Annotated in this window: 8 protein-coding genes and 1 pseudogene; 6 read left to right on the forward strand and 3 right to left on the reverse strand. The window is 37.9% G+C overall.

What is annotated here, in order from left to right; all coding sequences use genetic code 11:
- The first annotated feature begins 4 nt into the window (after window positions 1-4).
- From kdpC to NE363_RS06820, 3 genes are read left to right on the forward strand one after another with little or no spacing between them, the layout of a single operon-like run.
- Window positions 5-610, forward strand: coding sequence for a potassium-transporting ATPase subunit KdpC (gene kdpC / locus NE363_RS06810; RefSeq protein WP_342371358.1), 606 nt, complete (start codon window positions 5-7; stop codon window positions 608-610).
- 38 nt (window positions 611-648) lie between these two features.
- Window positions 649-3,294, forward strand: a complete 2,646-nt coding sequence (locus NE363_RS06815) for an ATP-binding protein (protein WP_445536091.1) — start codon at window positions 649-651, stop codon at window positions 3,292-3,294.
- 19 nt (window positions 3,295-3,313) lie between these two features.
- Window positions 3,314-4,030: a response regulator gene (locus tag NE363_RS06820; protein ID WP_004886519.1), complete on the forward strand. Its 717-nt coding sequence runs from the start codon at window positions 3,314-3,316 to the stop codon at window positions 4,028-4,030.
- 76 nt (window positions 4,031-4,106) lie between these two features.
- Here NE363_RS06820 and NE363_RS06825 read toward each other — a convergent pair whose 3' ends face one another.
- Window positions 4,107-5,531: a glutamine synthetase family protein gene (locus tag NE363_RS06825; RefSeq protein ID WP_445536092.1), complete on the reverse strand. Its 1,425-nt coding sequence runs from the start codon at window positions 5,529-5,531 to the stop codon at window positions 4,107-4,109.
- Window positions 5,532-5,938: 407 nt separating this feature from the next.
- On the opposite strand from NE363_RS06825, the gene NE363_RS06830 reads away from it, so the two are divergent.
- The gene (locus tag NE363_RS06830; protein WP_437256811.1) at window positions 5,939-6,487 is read left to right on the forward strand and encodes a DUF2799 domain-containing protein; all 549 of its coding nucleotides are present in this window, start codon (window positions 5,939-5,941) and stop codon (window positions 6,485-6,487) included.
- 45 nt (window positions 6,488-6,532) lie between these two features.
- Here NE363_RS06830 and coq7 read toward each other — a convergent pair whose 3' ends face one another.
- Together coq7 and NE363_RS06840 are read right to left on the reverse strand one after the other, a co-directional pair.
- Window positions 6,533-7,168: a 2-polyprenyl-3-methyl-6-methoxy-1,4-benzoquinone monooxygenase gene (gene coq7, locus NE363_RS06835; RefSeq protein ID WP_004700887.1), complete on the reverse strand. Its 636-nt coding sequence runs from the start codon at window positions 7,166-7,168 to the stop codon at window positions 6,533-6,535.
- A 3-nt stretch (window positions 7,169-7,171) separates the two neighbouring features.
- Window positions 7,172-8,494, reverse strand: coding sequence for an MFS transporter (locus tag NE363_RS06840; protein ID WP_019458319.1), 1,323 nt, complete (start codon window positions 8,492-8,494; stop codon window positions 7,172-7,174).
- A 384-nt stretch (window positions 8,495-8,878) separates the two neighbouring features.
- On the opposite strand from NE363_RS06840, the pseudogene NE363_RS06845 reads away from it, so the two are divergent.
- Together NE363_RS06845 and NE363_RS06850 are read left to right on the forward strand one after the other, a co-directional pair.
- A pseudogene (locus NE363_RS06845) lies at window positions 8,879-11,383 on the forward strand (autotransporter assembly complex protein TamA); the annotation flags it as partial.
- A gap of 26 nt (window positions 11,384-11,409) precedes the next feature.
- Window positions 11,410-15,915, forward strand: a complete 4,506-nt coding sequence (locus NE363_RS06850; RefSeq protein ID WP_445536093.1) for a translocation/assembly module TamB domain-containing protein — start codon at window positions 11,410-11,412, stop codon at window positions 15,913-15,915.
- Window positions 15,916-15,978 lie beyond the last annotated feature (63 nt).

The raw sequence follows: 15,978 nt of genomic DNA on the forward strand, positions 1-15,978 counted from the left end.
TGAAATGAAAACTTATGCACAAAATTCAGAAGCAAATTTGGGACAGACCCTAAGAGCATCTTTCGGACTTCTAATTTTTACTCTTGTCGGTTGCGGTGCTGTTTACAGTGCTATCGCTACAGGCGCGGGACAGGTGTTATTTAACAATCAAGCAAATGGTAGTTTGATTGAAATAAACCATAAAGTTCTAGGATCAAAATTAGTCGCTCAGCCATTTGTTGGAGAGGCTTATTTTCATCCACGTCCTTCAGCAGTTGCTTATGACCCAATGTCTATGGGGGCCACAAACTTAGCCCTTACCAATCCAGAGCTTCAAAAACAAATTGATGCTCAGATTCTTGACGTGAAAAAACAAGACCATACGGGCAATACAGTTATTCCAAGTGATTTAGTGACTAAATCAGGTAGTGGTATCGATCCACATATTAGCCCTGAATCTGCTCAGTTACAGGTTACCAGAGTGGCTCAAGCGCGTCATTTAGACCCTAAAGTTGTAGAAGAGTTATTACAAAAGCATATTGAACCTGTGCAGTTTGGTGTACTAGGGCAAGCTCGTGTTAATGTATTAGAGTTAAATATCGCTTTAGATCAATTACAATCTACACATTAACTTGAAAATAAAATTGTTAGTTTACCGGATGATATCAAGTGCAAAGCAATCGCGAAAATCAGGCTGAGGCCTTATTAAATCATGTGAATAGATATCAAGCCGGTCGACTAACGGTCTTTCTTGGTGCGGCACCTGGTGTCGGAAAAACCTATGCCATGCTTGCCCGCGCAAAAGAACTATTTCAACAGGGCACAGATGTTGTTGTGGGTATTGTTGAAACCCACGGAAGAATAGAAACTCTAAAAATTTTGGAAGGGTTGCCTCAAATTGCTAGAAGGGAAATGCAATATCAGGGGCATACGTTAGAAGAAATGGACTTGGATGCTATTTTACTCAGGCATCCGGAAATTGTTTTAGTTGATGAGTTGGCTCATCGCAATATACCAAATAGTCGCCATGAACGACGGTGGCAAGATGTCAATGAATTACTAGACGCTGGTATTGATGTATTTACCACCATTAATATTCAGCATTTAGAAAGCTTAAACGATGTGGTATATCAGATTACGGGCATTCGAGTAAATGAAACTGTACCAGATCGGGTATTTGATCGTATTCGAGACATTCGTTTAATTGATTTACCTGTCAGTGAACTCATTGAAAGGCTCCATCAAGGAAAAGTTTATGTGCCGGAGCAAGCGAATCTGGCATTGCAAGGCTTTTTTAGCATTTCAAATTTAACAGCATTGCGTGAACTAGCAATGCAATGCGTTGCTGAGCATGTCGATTTAGATTTAAAACAGAGTTACACCTCTAAGGGTTTGAAGTCTATCTCGTTGCAAAATGAATTGATGATTGCGATAGATGGACAAGGCTCATCTGAATATTTAGTGCGGGCAGGTTGTCGGTTAGCTGAACGCTATGGAGCAACATGGACTGTAGTGAATGTTGCTAAAAGTTTGGACTTTGGGCAGAGTTCAGGAAATTCATATAAAAAAGAATATATTGAAATTGACCGAGCATTTGAGCTGGCTCGCCAACTCGGTGGTCGAACAGAAGTCTTATATGGGCATCGAGTTGCGTCAGTGTTAATGGATGCTGCACTTGATCGAGGTATTTCCAATCTGGTCATTGGTAAAAGTATTTCGCCGTGGTGGTTAAAGTTATTTAAGAAAAATTTAGCTCAGCAATTATTAAATCAAGAAAATTCGATTGCTTTAACGATTTTGCATCCAGAACAGGGCACTAAAAAGACAACTCAACTTGAAAAGCCATCATTTTTATCATTAAAAGAGAGTGTTTTTGTTTTAGCGGTTACATGTGTCAGTATTTTTATAGCTCACTTTGCCGAAGTTCTATTGGGTATTGAAGACTTTTCTGTCATTTTCATTATTTCAGTTTTAATTGTAGCAACAAAAACCCGAATGCTTGCTGCAGTAGTAGCCGCTCTTATTTGTTTCTTAGCCTACAATTTTTTCTTTATAGCACCACGTTTTACATTTCAAATTTCAGCACACCAAGGTGTAGTTACCGTTGTTGCTTTTTTTGCAGCAGCTTTAATTGCTGGGCGGTTGGCTTCTCAGTTACGCCAGCAAGTTTTGTCTTTAAAAGCTGCCAATGCCTACACCACAGTGATGCAAGACTTGGCACGTAAGCTTTCTAGTGCGGTGAACCTTGAAGAAGTCATGCAAACAGGACGTATGACTTTAGAAACCCAGCTTCAAACTAAAGTGTGGATTTCTATTCAAGATAGAGTCATTTCATCTGATATTGAGCTAAACGATAAAGAAAAAGTAGCCGCAGAATGGTGCTTAAAACATCAACAACCGTGCGGGCGTTTTACCGATACTCTTAGTCAGTCGAATTGGTGGTTTTTACCTCTTTTAGAGCAGAAAAATAGCCTAGGTATAGTGGGAATTTACTTTAAGGATGACGTAGTTTCTCTAAATTTTGAGCAAAAGAAACTGACGGAAAGTGTAATCGAATATATTGCACAGGCAGCACTTCGAACCCAATTGGTCAATGAACTTGAACAAGCAAAAGTCACCAGTGAAACAGAGCGCTTACGTTCAGCTTTATTATCTTCGGTATCGCATGATTTACGCTCACCACTTGCTTCTATTATTGGAGCTGCAGATACGCTTGCCAATTTTAAAGCTGATATGTCAGAACAAGACCAGCAAGATCTGCTTGAAACAATTCATTTAGAAGGTGAGCGTTTAGACCGTTATATTCAAAACTTGCTTGATATGACACGCTTAGGTCACGAAGGCTTAACTTTAAAAAGAGACTGGATTGGAGTAGATGAATTAATTGGTTCGGCAACCCGCCGTTTAAAGCGTTATAAACCAGATACTCAAGTGGTTGTTCAGTTACCTGAGAAACCCATTAGTTTGTATGTTCACCCAGCGCTGGTAGAGCAAGCTATTTTTAATGTTTTAGAAAATGCCGCAAACTTTTCACCTCCAGATGAATCTGTCATGATTCGTGCTCAACTTTCATTAGAAGATGAAGTAAAAATTGAAATTGAAGATAGAGGTGCGGGAATTCCTGAAGACGAAAGACATCGTATTTTTGATATGTTTTATACGATGGAACGAGGAGACCGTGGAAAATTTGGTACTGGTTTAGGGCTTACAATCGTAAAAGCGATTATTGGTGCTCATATGGGTACAATAGAAGCATTTTCAGGGCGCCAAAATAAAGGTACTTTAATTCAAATCAGATTACCCATTCACCCGTAAAAGAATAAGTTGTAAATTCATGATAAGTTCCGAAACATCACCTGTAGAAACACGCATTGTGATTATTGATGATGAGCCTCAAATTCGTAAATTTTTAGATATCGCTTTAAGAACTCAAAAATATAAAACCACGCTCTGCGAAACGGGTTATAAAGGTCTAGAAGCTTTAGCAACACAAGGGGCTGATTTGGTTATCCTAGATTTGGGCTTACCCGATTTAGATGGGAAAGAAGTCCTTCAAGAGTTACGTAGCTGGTCAAATGTGCCGGTTATTGTGCTATCTGTACGCGCTGATGAATACGAAAAAGTTGCCTTGCTCGATGCTGGCGCAAATGATTACATGACCAAGCCTTTTAGTGTCCAAGAGCTTTTGGCACGTATACGTGTCATCTTAAGAAATCAACCGATTCAGCAAGAAGCACATATTTATGACGATGGTTATCTTAAAGTCGATGTTACGCAACGTTTGGTTTGGGTCGAGCAGCAGCCAATTACGTTAACTCGAAAAGAATTTCAACTTTTGACCCTATTAATGCGCTATCAAGGACAGCTTTTAACCCAGCCACAGCTCTTAAAAGAACTGTGGGGGCCAACCCATCAGGAAGATACGCATTATTTGCGTATTTTGGTGGGTAAGTTGCGCAGTAAACTAGGAGATAACGCGATTCAGCCACGCTATATTGCTACTGAACCTGGTGTGGGATTACGCTTTTTAGCTAAACAGAAAAATCATTAATGAGATATAAAAAAACCTTAGGGTATTTCTCCCTAAGGGTTTGCAAAGTGGTTTATAGTTTTTTGCTTTTTTTTATTTATATATCCCAATGCTGCTCTGCTTCAGTCATTTGGCTGTAAATATTTTGATATTCAGCCTGCTTAACCGTGTACCAATGCTCTACAAAGTCAGCTCCTAAATATCCTTTTAAAATAAGGCTTCCTTTAAATATTTTTAAGGCTTCTGGTTGGTTGTTGGCTAATAAAATGTGCTCATCTTGAAACTTCAAAAGATGTGCAGGTTTTGGTAGCGGTAACTTATGAGATAAGCCATAAGATACGCCCGCTAAAATAGTGGCTGTAACAAGATAGGGGTTACAGTCAGCTCCAGCAACACGATATTCTAAACGTTGATTTTGCACATCTGAGCATGGAATTCGAATTGCGACATTACGATTGTTGGTATCCCAATTGGCTTCTAATGGCACATGATGCCCAATTTTAAAACGTCTATAAGAATTAATATTAGGCGCTAAAATCGCCATAGATGCAGGCATTAACTCAATGAGTCCGCTAATCGCACTGAGTAATTTGGCTGCCAGCTCATCTTTTTCTTCTTCTGAGCTAAATATATTTTCATGGTATTGATTGAGCATGCTCATATGAAAATGCATGCCACTACCAGCTTTTGCCAAGTTCGGTTTCGCCATGAAACAAGCGGTTAAGTCATGCTTTCTTGCAACTTGCTTTACAATTCTTTTTAAGGCATTAATTTGATCGCATAGCTTTAAAATGTCATGGCTGTGTTGAAGATTTAGTTCATATTGTCCAGGTGATGACTCCGCAACAATCGCAGTAATTTCAATAGATTGCAGTAGGGCGGCTTTTTCAACTTCATCTAGGACTTGTTGATAGTTATTTGGTGCATCTATATCAAAGCATTGGTTTTCTATACATGTTTCAGCCTGATACTGAGGTGAGAAAAGATAAAACTCTAGCTCGGCAGCCATGACAGGAAAATAATTATGATCGTGTAACTGATTTAATATTTTTTTTAATATATTGCGTGGTTCATAGCGGCAGTCTGTACCATCTTCTTCTTGCATGGATAGGTAAAGCTGAGCATTTAATTCAGGAGATAAAGCACTAGGTTGTAAACTGCCTAAAATGGGTAGACAAAGTCTATCTGGTTCACCAATATATTTTCCTAAGCCTGTCTCTTCAATCACTTTACCATCAAGACTCATGGCATAAACAGAAAGTGGAAAATAACATCCATTCGATAGATTTTTTAGACTCTTAACATCAATACGTTTACCACGAATATGCCCGTTTAAGTCGTGTAGACAAATATCAATGTGTTGAGTCTGAGGATATAAACTTAAATATTCATCAACTTCTTTTAAAAAAAGTTCTGAGTTAAAAGTATCGATTTTCGTTTGTGGAATAAAATCATCTGATATTTTAAATGCCTTAAAGTGAGAATCTTTTAAGTTTAAATTGGGGTAAATAAGCGTACTCATTATAAAAAACCTTGGTGGTTATTTAACTCAAATCCTACCTGAGCCTTTGCAGGAAATCGCGTAAAAAAAGAGTAAAGATGGTTGAAGAATATTTTATGAAAAATTTAATTTTTTATATTTATAATCAATGTATTGAGATTTATTTTGATAATGGATTTTTAAAGTAAAATTAGCGTATATGAATAGTCGGAGAGATATAAAACTTCTACGGATTTCACTTTCTAAAGTTAAATGTGGTTGGAAATTGAACTCTATCATTTGGTCAGATGGTGAAACTGATTTAAACTTAAAATGCTTATCCAGTTAAACATTTATGTATAAGTCTCGAATAAAGTAGGACTTATATAGGTGTGTAATGGAATTTTATTTTTTGCGTTTTTTAAATTTTATTTTTGAGTTCTCTTAATATGAAAAATATCGGTTTTGCCATTTTAGCAATCAGCCTTTCAGGTTGTGCTGCAATGAGCGTAGAAGAATGTAAGACTGCGAATTGGTCATTAGTGGGTGAGAAAGATGGAGCAAAAGGTTCTTCACCGCGCTTAGATCAATATTACAAAGCATGTGGAAAAGCTAATATTGTTCCAGATCAAAAGTCATATGAACGTGGTTACAAAGAAGGTCTAGGGTATTATTGCCAGCCATCAAACATTTTTTATAACGCTTTAGAGGGGAACGGTAATATTAATGTATGCCCAATCGAGCAGCGTAATCGTTTAAGACCGTATTATCGTGCTGCTTCTGACTACTACAATGCAAAAAATGAATATGACCGTTATGATGAAAAGTTTAAGCAGTATTCTGACAGTGCTTATAACGAAAAATTGAAGCCAGAAGAGCGTGAACGTTATCGTAAGCTTTTAAGAGAACTACAAATTGATCGTGACCGTATTAATCGTAACTATTGGAACTCAATTCGAGATATTGAACGTTTCAAATACGATCACGGATTAAAATAATATTTGAGAAAAGGATTGATCTGGTTAAGATCAATCCTTTATTTTTTAAAGGTAATAACTGGTTTTTGTCATTAACTTTGAAATAGCGGTCATACTGATTTTTACCGCATAAGGTAATTCAACACCACCTGCTTCGAGCGCTGTATGACGATGATGTAATTCATCTTCATTCATTTGCTCTAAAATTTTACGAGAGCGTTCATCTTGAGCAGGTAATTGGTTTAAATGGTCTTGCAAATGCATGCTTACCTGACGCTCAGTTTCAGCAACAAAGCCTAAGCTATATTTATCACCAGCAATACCTGCAAGAGCACCCATACCATATGACAACCCGTACCAGATAGGGTTTAATAAACTTGTATGGCTATTCAACTCTTTTAAACGATCTTCGCACCAAGCTAAATGATCTTGTTCTTCAATCGCTGCCTGTTGCATTTCGCGGCGCACATTTGGCAATTTCGCCGTTAATGCTTGTCCATGATAAAGCGCTTGAGCACATACTTCACCACTATGGTTAACACGCATTAAGCCCGCAACATGGCGAGCATCTTCTACTCCAAGTTTTGTTTCAGCCGTTTCAGCTGGATTTTGGCGCTGTGCTGCGGTTGCACCTGGGACAAGACTACGTAATGCCTGATCAAAGGAGTTAATAAGTTGATCAATTCCTGTGTAGTGGCGCATAAATTAGTCCTCCAAAGAAAGATGTGCTGTGGCAAGCATTGGTTTTAGTCGGGCGAGAAGCCAGATACTAAAGATTGCACTAAGTACAGCTGTAATAATAAATAGTATTTTAATATCAATTTTTAAAACACTTAAGATTAAGATTGAGAAAATTGCAGAAGAAACCATGAATACAGCATTTAAAATATTATTCGCTGCAACAACACGGGCACGATGTGAGCGTGGTGAGTAAGCCTGCATCATGGCATATAAAGGAACAATATAAAAACCACCACTAATACCCAATAAAGTCACAGCAATCATGACGTGGTAGTAAACCCAACCTTGAGTGAAAATATCTTTTAAGGTCAGTAATGCTCCAGTTCTTTCAGGTACAAAAGCTAGACTGGCTGCAAGGTAAAGTGCAAAAACAGTAAGGCCAATTGCACCGATTGGCACCATTTTAATATTAATTTCCGACCCGCCAATTTTGCGGCAAAGTAGTGAACCCACACCAATTCCGACTGAGAAGAACGTGAGTAACAGGCTAACTACATTTTCCGATGCATGAAGATTTTGCTGAGTGAGCTGCGGAATTTGCGTTAAATAAGTTGCCCCATAAAACCAGTACCACGAGTTACCTAATAAAATTGTGAACACTAACGGTAAACTTTTGGCATATGTAATGGTTTGGAAGCTTGTCCGAATAAAGTTCCAGTCTATATCTAAATCTGGTGCAGCAACTTTCTGTGGCAAAATAAAGCGACTAAACACATAGCCTATGCAAGCAATAGCAACTACAGTCATACTAATCCACAGTAAATTGCCTTCTGATGATGCAATTACGGCACCACCTAAAATCATGCCAAACAAGATCGCCATCGATGTACCAGATTGAAATAAGGCATTACCCGACATGAGTTCGTTTGGTTTTAAAATTTCAGGCAAAATTGCATATTTAATTGGGCCAAAGAAAGTTGAATGTGTACCCATTAAAAATAAGGCGAAGAGCAGCAACCATAAATGCCCCAATAAAAAGCCAGCAGAACCAATGAGCATAATAATAATTTCTAAGATTTTTATGCCGCGTACAAGTTGTGATCGTTCGTATTTGTCTGCAATTTGTCCAGCAGTTGCTGAAAAAAAGAAATATGGCAATATAAACAATAATGCTGCTAAATTATTGAGTGTGCTTACTGGGGCAGATTGTTGTTGAATCCAACCATACGTAATGACTAACAATAAAGCTTGCTTAAAAACATTGTCATTTAATGCGCCAAAAAACTGTGTAAAAAACATCGGTACAAACCGACGTGATGTCATCAGGGATTCATCTTGTTTCATCATGTGCAAGCTTCATTGAGTTTTATTAAAAAATGTGACCGAGTGTTAATTTGCATCGAAAACCATGTATGATATTTTTAACGCTTGATTAAATGAAAAATCAATGGTTTCGAGTGAGTTTTATCCTCATATTGGTGCGTTTATTAAAAAATAAGTTTAGAGTTTTCCATGCCTTCTAAAATTAAGTTTAAACAGTCAACTCTTTCTCACTCTATGCATTTAATCTTAAAAATGCAGAGTATACCTAAACTTATTTGTAGCAGCTTATTGTTAAGTTTATGTGTTACTCCTTGTTATGCCGAAAGTTCGGCAGAAACAGTAACACCAGCAGCCCAACAGACCGTAGCTGATTTATCACTACAACAAACGAGTACAAATAACCAAAATGATGTTCCAATTACGGATGTCGCTACTCTGGTAACTCAAGCACAGCAGCAACAAGATAGCTTGGCTATATTGCAACAACAAGAACAATTTCCAAATCAGATTGAAGAATTTAAACCAATCACGCTGGATAACCTTGATGATTTACCCGTTATGCCTGTTGATCAGAGTATGGCAAATGAAATTTATCGGGTTGCAGAAGAGGCAAAAACTGAAGCGCAAAACTTCCAAAATGGAACTCAAAAACATCCAGAAATGGTGGTCAATGATGCATCTCAAGCAGAATTACATGAAATTACTCAAGCACCTGTAAATATTGACCAACTCATGAGTGAGATTCAATCGGATAGTAAGATTGTAGTCGAAGCAAATGAAACGGGAAAAACTTTACCAGAACTTACAGCCGCTACAGAAGAACCACCTGAAGAGAAAGGTTTCTTTAAACGTATTATCAATAAAATTCGTCCGCCGCGTGTGACTCCGATGGAACAAATTCCACGTATCACTGCGGAGGTTAGTGGTGCACCGGATGATCTTGCTAAAAATATCAAAGGTAAGTTATCTACATTTACCCAAGAATCATTTGAAGATTTTAATTCTGCGTTACCACAGCTTAGAAGTTTAAGTAACCAAGCCGCACAAGCTGTAGGTTATTACAATGCCGAATTTCGTTTTGAAAAACTAAGTGCAAGTCGAGTACGCGTAAAAGTCACACCAAATGAACCTGTTCGAATTAATGAACAAAATATTGAATTTAGTGGAGCAGGTGCAAAACAACCACAGTTCCAAGTTATTCGTTTAGTTCCAGACCAAGATGTAGGAGATATTTTTAATCATGGTCTGTATGAAACAACTAAAAGCCGAATTGTAGATGCTGCATCAAATAATGGATACTTTGATGCATTCTGGCGGTTACACGATGTAAAAGTCAGCCAACCTGAAAACAAAGCAGATATTAATCTCAAATATGAAACGGGTGAGCGATACAAGCTTGGTAAGGTTGAGTTTCGTATGAGCGATCCTTCAAAACCATTACCTATCAAATTAAATATTTTGGAAAGTATGGCGCCTTGGAAAGAGGGCGATGACTATACATTTTGGCGTGTAAATGCTTTAGCTAATAACCTGACTAACTCGCGGTATTTTAACTATACTTTGGTCGATTCAATTAAACCTGATCCAATTGAAAAGCCGCTTGAGTTACCTCCAGATTTACAAGCACTGGTCGATCAGCAAAATGTCACGATTGATGAATCAAAACTGCTTTCTCCAGAGCAACAACAACTTGCTAAAGCACGTCAATTAGCCTCACCTACTAAAGAGGTTAGTCAAAATGTTGTAGACGAAAAACAATTTGCTGGGACTGAAAATGCACAATTAGCTGCAGCTCCAGCTGCTTTAAAAACTGCAGCAGATCATCAAGAGCAAGAATCGGAACAAGACCGTTTACAAGCCAAAGCACGTGAAGAAAAAAGGATTCCGGTAATTGTGACTCTAAATGCAGACAGATTAAATAGTCTGGAAACTGGTGTGGGTTATGGTACCGATACGGGAGCTCGCTTACGTAGTCAATATCGTCGCTCAATTGTGAACGAATATGGTCATTCATTTGACGCGAACTTTGAGCTTTCTCAAATTCGTCAGTCCATAGATGGCCGTTATAGTATTCCTTATAAACACCCATTAAATGACTACTTTAACATTGTGGGTGGTTATGAGCGTGAGACTAGAGATAATATTGGACCTGATGTCAGTTTATTAACCGAATCTGCCGTGTTTGGTGGAGAGCGCGTTATTAAAAAACCGTTAGGTGATTGGCAACATACCATTGGAGTTCGTTATCGCCTGGATCGTTTAACTCAAAAAGGAAATGTCGATATTTCTGAGTTACCCGATGCTTTTAAAACTGCCGCTTCAGAGCAAGAGGCGTTATTGTTTGGTTATGAAACTTCTAAAACTTCAAGTAATACACGTTTAAACCCAACTAAAGCATTTAAACAAAGTTATAAGTTAGAACTAGGAAGTAGCAGTTTACTTTCCGATGCCAATATGGCAATTGCAACAGCTGGTTGGAGATTTATTTATTCTTTAGGTGAGCATGATGACCATCAGTTTGTGGGCCGATCAGATCTTAGTTATATTTTTACCGATGAGTTTGATAAAGTTCCATACAATTTAAGATTCTTTACAGGTGGTGACCAAACAATTCGTGGGTTTGACTACAAAAGTCTTTCTCCGGAAGTAGATGGATATAAAATTGGTGGACAAGCTCTAGCGGTAGGTTCATTGGAATACAACTATCAATTCAAAGAAGGTTGGCGAGCAGCAATTTTTTCTGATTTTGGTAATGCTTACGATAAGAATTTTAGTAACCCGACCGCTTATAGCGTTGGTGTTGGTATTCGTTGGAAGTCACCTATTGGCCCAATTCGTTTGGATGTAGCTTCGGGTATTTCTGATGAAAATCATCCAATTCGTTTGCATTTCTTTATTGGTCCACAACTTTAAAAATAAAATTTTATTAGGTTTATTTTATGGCGGAAGTAGAACAGCAGCCCACTTCGGCACCAAGCTCTCCTAAGAAGCGACGTATTTTGCGTAGCTTCTTGCTGACAATATTAATCATACTTTTATTACTTGTTGCTTCCATCATTATTATGATGTCGACTGACCGTGGAAGCCGTTTTTTATTAGACCGTGTTTTACAAGCTCAACAAGTCATTAAATATGAGTATGAAGGGGGTAATTTACTTAGGGGAATTATCCTTAAAAATATTATTGTTCAGTTGGCAGAAGTCGATGTTACTTTAGATAGAGCTGATGTTCGCTTAGGATGGCGTTCTTTACTATTAGAAAAAGAAGTCCATTTAAGCAACGCAGATGTACGTAACTTAATCATTATTAATAAAGCGCCGCCGTCAGATAAACCATTTGGATTTAAACCTATAAAACTGCCATTTGTTTTACGTATAGATAAGGCAGATGTTGATCATTTAGAAATTAAAAATTCGGGTTCTGTTGTAAATTTTCATGATGTCCACTTAAACGATGCGCTGTGGTCAGAGACAAAGCTGAAGTTTGAAAACTCAAGCATGGATATGGGTTATCTTTCTGTACATAACGCAACAGGAAACATGGATTTTAGTGGAAAATATCCGCTTAATGCGACAGCAGATTTAAGAATTCCTTCTTTAAAAAGCTTAAATATTCAAAATATAAAAGTTGCAGCCCGAGGAAGTTTAGATACATTACAAGCTGGCGTAGCAACTACAACACCAGACCTCTTAACAGGCTGGGTTGTTTTACATCCGGTTCGTCATGAAGTTCCAATGCAAGGGGCTTTGTTACTTAAAAATTATCACTTGCCTTTACTAGTTGATCAAAAATTATTTGCTAAAAATGGTGTTATTAAATTTGAGGGTAATGTTCAAAAGCTTAACTTAGCACTTGATACAGATTTAAAAGGTGTGAACTTACCTGAAGGCCAATACAACGCCTTAATGAATACTGATTTAGTACATCAGTTGAATATTACTGACTTTAATGGCCAAGTCATGAAAGGTGCAATTAACCTTAAAGGGTTAGTGAGCTGGAAAGACCATGTTACTTGGGACATAAAAGGTCGTTTAGATCATGTTAATCCTAAAGATAAAGCGATTCCTCAAGTCGTTCAGGACTTCTTACCACCAAGTTTAGATGCAGCAGTTTCTTCCACTGGTTCTTTAGAAAAAGGCACTGAAGTATTAGCGAATGTAGACTTCGACCGTTATGAATCTTGGAAACTTAAATTAAACCAAGCACCTGAAAAGAATAAAAAACCTCAACCAATGTTTATGAATGTGGCTTGGTCGAAAATAGACCGTGCTATGCCATATATAGGTTGGTTGAGCAGTGATAGTGGACAAGTTGATCTTACTTTGCGAGATGGTCAGCAAGATATTAAAGTCGCAACCAAAGTATATCAGCATGAACAGACTCTATTACCAGCAGGACAATATCTCGCAACGTTGAATGTTAAAGATAATATTCTCAATGTTCCTAGTTTTAGTTTTGCTGCTCAAAAAGGTAGCCTTACAGGCCAAGCCAAAGTTTTATTGCCTACTGAAAAACGTCAGTTGGCTTGGAATGCCTTATTAAATGCAAAAGACTTTAATCCGCAAAGTATTCATACAGCAGCACCTGTTAACCTACTTAATGGATCAATCAAAGCAAGTGGTTTTGCAAAACCAAATCAACAAATTATTCAACTTGAAAAAATCGATTTAAAAGGTCAATTGGCTCAAGCAAGCCAAGAAACGGTTGCGCTAGCAGGGAAAAGTACAGCTGCTTTATTATTTAATGATGTTAAAGCAGGTGGTGGGTTTAAAGGTTTTGCAGTTAATTATGATGGATCTTTGAAAGCACTTAATCAGGCGAATGGATTATTAAAGTTTTCTATTGCGGGTACTCCAGAGTTTATTCGAATTAACCAGTTACAACATGATGGTGTTGCTGGAAAAATCTATGCGACTGGCTCAGTAAACTTAAAAGATCGTATTGCTTGGGATATCAATAGCTCGCTTGTACGTTTTAAACCTCAATATTTTGCTTCAAGTGTAAAAGGCGAAATTTCAGGAAATGTAAAAACGCAAGGTGTTTGGTCTGATAAGTTAAAGCGTATTGATATTCAACAGTTGAATCTTGCAGGATTTTTGAATAACAAGCCAGTGAGAGGTAAAGGTAACTTATCTGTACTTATGGATTCGAACCAAAAGGGATTCTTACCTCAACAATTCGAAGCGAATAATCTATTTTTGGTTTATGCACAAAACCAGTTACAAGCAACAGGTAATGCGCAAAATTTAAAAATTAAGCTCAATGCACCTGCACTTTATGAGTTGTATCCTGGCTTGAGTGGGCGTGCCTATGGAGATTTGAGTGTCCAATCTCAACCTCGCCTAAAAGCTACCGCGAATATTGCAGTGGATAACTTTGCGTATACTAATTTAGTAAGCATAAAAAAACTGCGTATACAGGGTGAACTCCCAACATCTGAAACAACACCAACCCAGCTCACAGCTAAGTTAGATAATTTACGTAGTGGTAGCCGTCTAATTCAGTCTGCTGAAGTTAATTTAACAGGAACACGGAAAGCGCATTTATTAAAGGTGCAGGCAAACAATAATGTTTCTAAATTCTATGTTCAGTTGGCAGGTGGTTTTAACCAAAATAATGATTGGTTAGGCCAAATTCAAAAAGGAAGTTTTGATTCGCGACGAATTCGTTTAGCACAAAATCAAAATGCACCTATTATTTTCTCATCCGCACGTTCTGAATTATTTGTTGGGCAACATTGTTGGCAGAGTAAAAATAGTCAGTTATGTCTTGATCAACCTGTACGTGTAAGTAAAGCACAGGGTAATATTTCATTTGTTACCCAAAATCTGGATTTAGGTGATTTTGCTGCGTTTATGCCAGAAGGGTTGGCAATGACAGGGCAACTCAATGGTTATGCGAAAGCTTCTTGGGTAAATGGTGGACATCCTAAACTTGATGCACGCTTAGTAACTCGAAAAGGTGAACTAGGCCTAGCTGCTGAAGATCCTCAGGATCCGCCAACCACATTGACTTATGATGAACTCAGTGTAATTGCGAAAAGTATTTCAGATGGTCTATTGTTACGCGTTGATGTGAAAACACCTGATATTGGTACTGGCTATGCAAATGTCATTATTAATCCATACCAACCCTCTATGCCAATGCGTGGTGAGGTGGCCTTTAATGATGTGCAATTAAAAGTTTTGAAACCATTTATTCAAGATGTACGCTCAATGAGTGGTACGTTAGCTTTAGCTGGTAAAGTAAATGGTACTTTAACCCAACCGCAGTTTACGGGTGAAATGCGTTTGAAAAACGGGGCAATCAGTATGATTTCCCTGCCAGTGAACTTAACCAACGTACAAGTGTATTCATCTATTCGTCAGGATATGGCAACAATTGATGGTGCATTTAACAGTGGACAAGGGGTAGGTTTACTTAAAGGCAGTTTCGACTGGAAAGATTCACCACGTCTACAGTTGAACTTAAAAGGTGATAACTTACTGGTACGCCAAGCACCATTAATTACAGCAATTGCAAATCCGAATTTGACACTTGATATGTATCCTTTCGATAAACGTTTAAGTTTGAAAGGGTCTGTAGATGTTCCTCGTGCACGTATTTCAATGCCTGAAACAACGGCACCTGTCATTAATACATCTTCAGATGTGCGTATCGTTCGTCAGGGCCAAGACCCACTTGCAATTTTACGCGCAGCTAAACCTTGGGATATTCGTGCCGATATTTCGGTGAATATTGGTAACCAAGTAATCTTCCAAGGCTTTAACAGTAATATTCCTTTAGTTGGTCGTTTGAACTTGACTCAACGTGGTTATGAAACTGCAATGCGTGCGATGGGTGCTATTGGTGTAAGTCAAAAAGTGAAAATTGAAGCATATGGTCAAAGCTTAGATTTAAATCGTGCAATTGCTCGTTTCAATGGACCACTGTCAAACCCGACTTTAGATATTGATGCGAATAAAAATGTTCAGGGAAGTATGGTTGGTGTGCGTGTTACAGGTACTGCATCATCACCAAGTATTCAAGTTTATAATGATGCTGGTTTGTCTGAACAAGAAGCCTTGAATGCATTGGTAACGGGTCGTATTAATGAAGGTTCAAGCGGTTTAAGTAATTCGGAAGGTTTTAAATCTGATGTAAACAATACTATTGCCGCTGCTGGTATTAGTATGGGCTTAGGTGGTACTCGCGCTTTAACGAATCAAATTGGTCGTACTTTTGGCTTAAGTGGACTTGCATTAGATGCCCAAGGTACAGGGGATGATACTCAGGTAAGCTTAACTGGATATATCACACCTGACTTATTTATTCGTTATGGTGTTGGTGTATTTACGCCAGTCAATAAGCTTACCTTACGTTATCAAATGAATCGCCGCTTATATTTAGAAGCAAGTCAGTCTTTAGAAAGAGCGATCGACTTATTCTACAATTGGCGTTTCTAATGAAGGAAAATGATAAAAATATATAAGTTATTGATATGTATGTTATTAATAACTTATAAAACT

The sequence above is a fragment of the Acinetobacter sp. G18 genome (assembly GCF_052660225.1).

Coding starts and splice junctions, on each gene's coding strand:
- NE363_RS06830 (WP_437256811.1), top strand. CDS start 5,939: ATGAAAAATATCGGTTTTGCCATTTTAGCAATCAGCCTTTCAGGTTGT.
- coq7 (WP_004700887.1), bottom strand. CDS start 7,168: ATGCGCCACTACACAGGAATTGATCAACTTATTAACTCCTTTGATCAG.
- NE363_RS06820 (WP_004886519.1), top strand. CDS start 3,314: ATGATAAGTTCCGAAACATCACCTGTAGAAACACGCATTGTGATTATT.
- NE363_RS06840 (WP_019458319.1), bottom strand. CDS start 8,494: ATGATGAAACAAGATGAATCCCTGATGACATCACGTCGGTTTGTACCG.
- NE363_RS06825 (WP_445536092.1), bottom strand. CDS start 5,531: ATGAGTACGCTTATTTACCCCAATTTAAACTTAAAAGATTCTCACTTT.
- NE363_RS06850 (WP_445536093.1), top strand. CDS start 11,410: ATGGCGGAAGTAGAACAGCAGCCCACTTCGGCACCAAGCTCTCCTAAG.
- kdpC (WP_342371358.1), top strand. CDS start 5: ATGAAAACTTATGCACAAAATTCAGAAGCAAATTTGGGACAGACCCTA.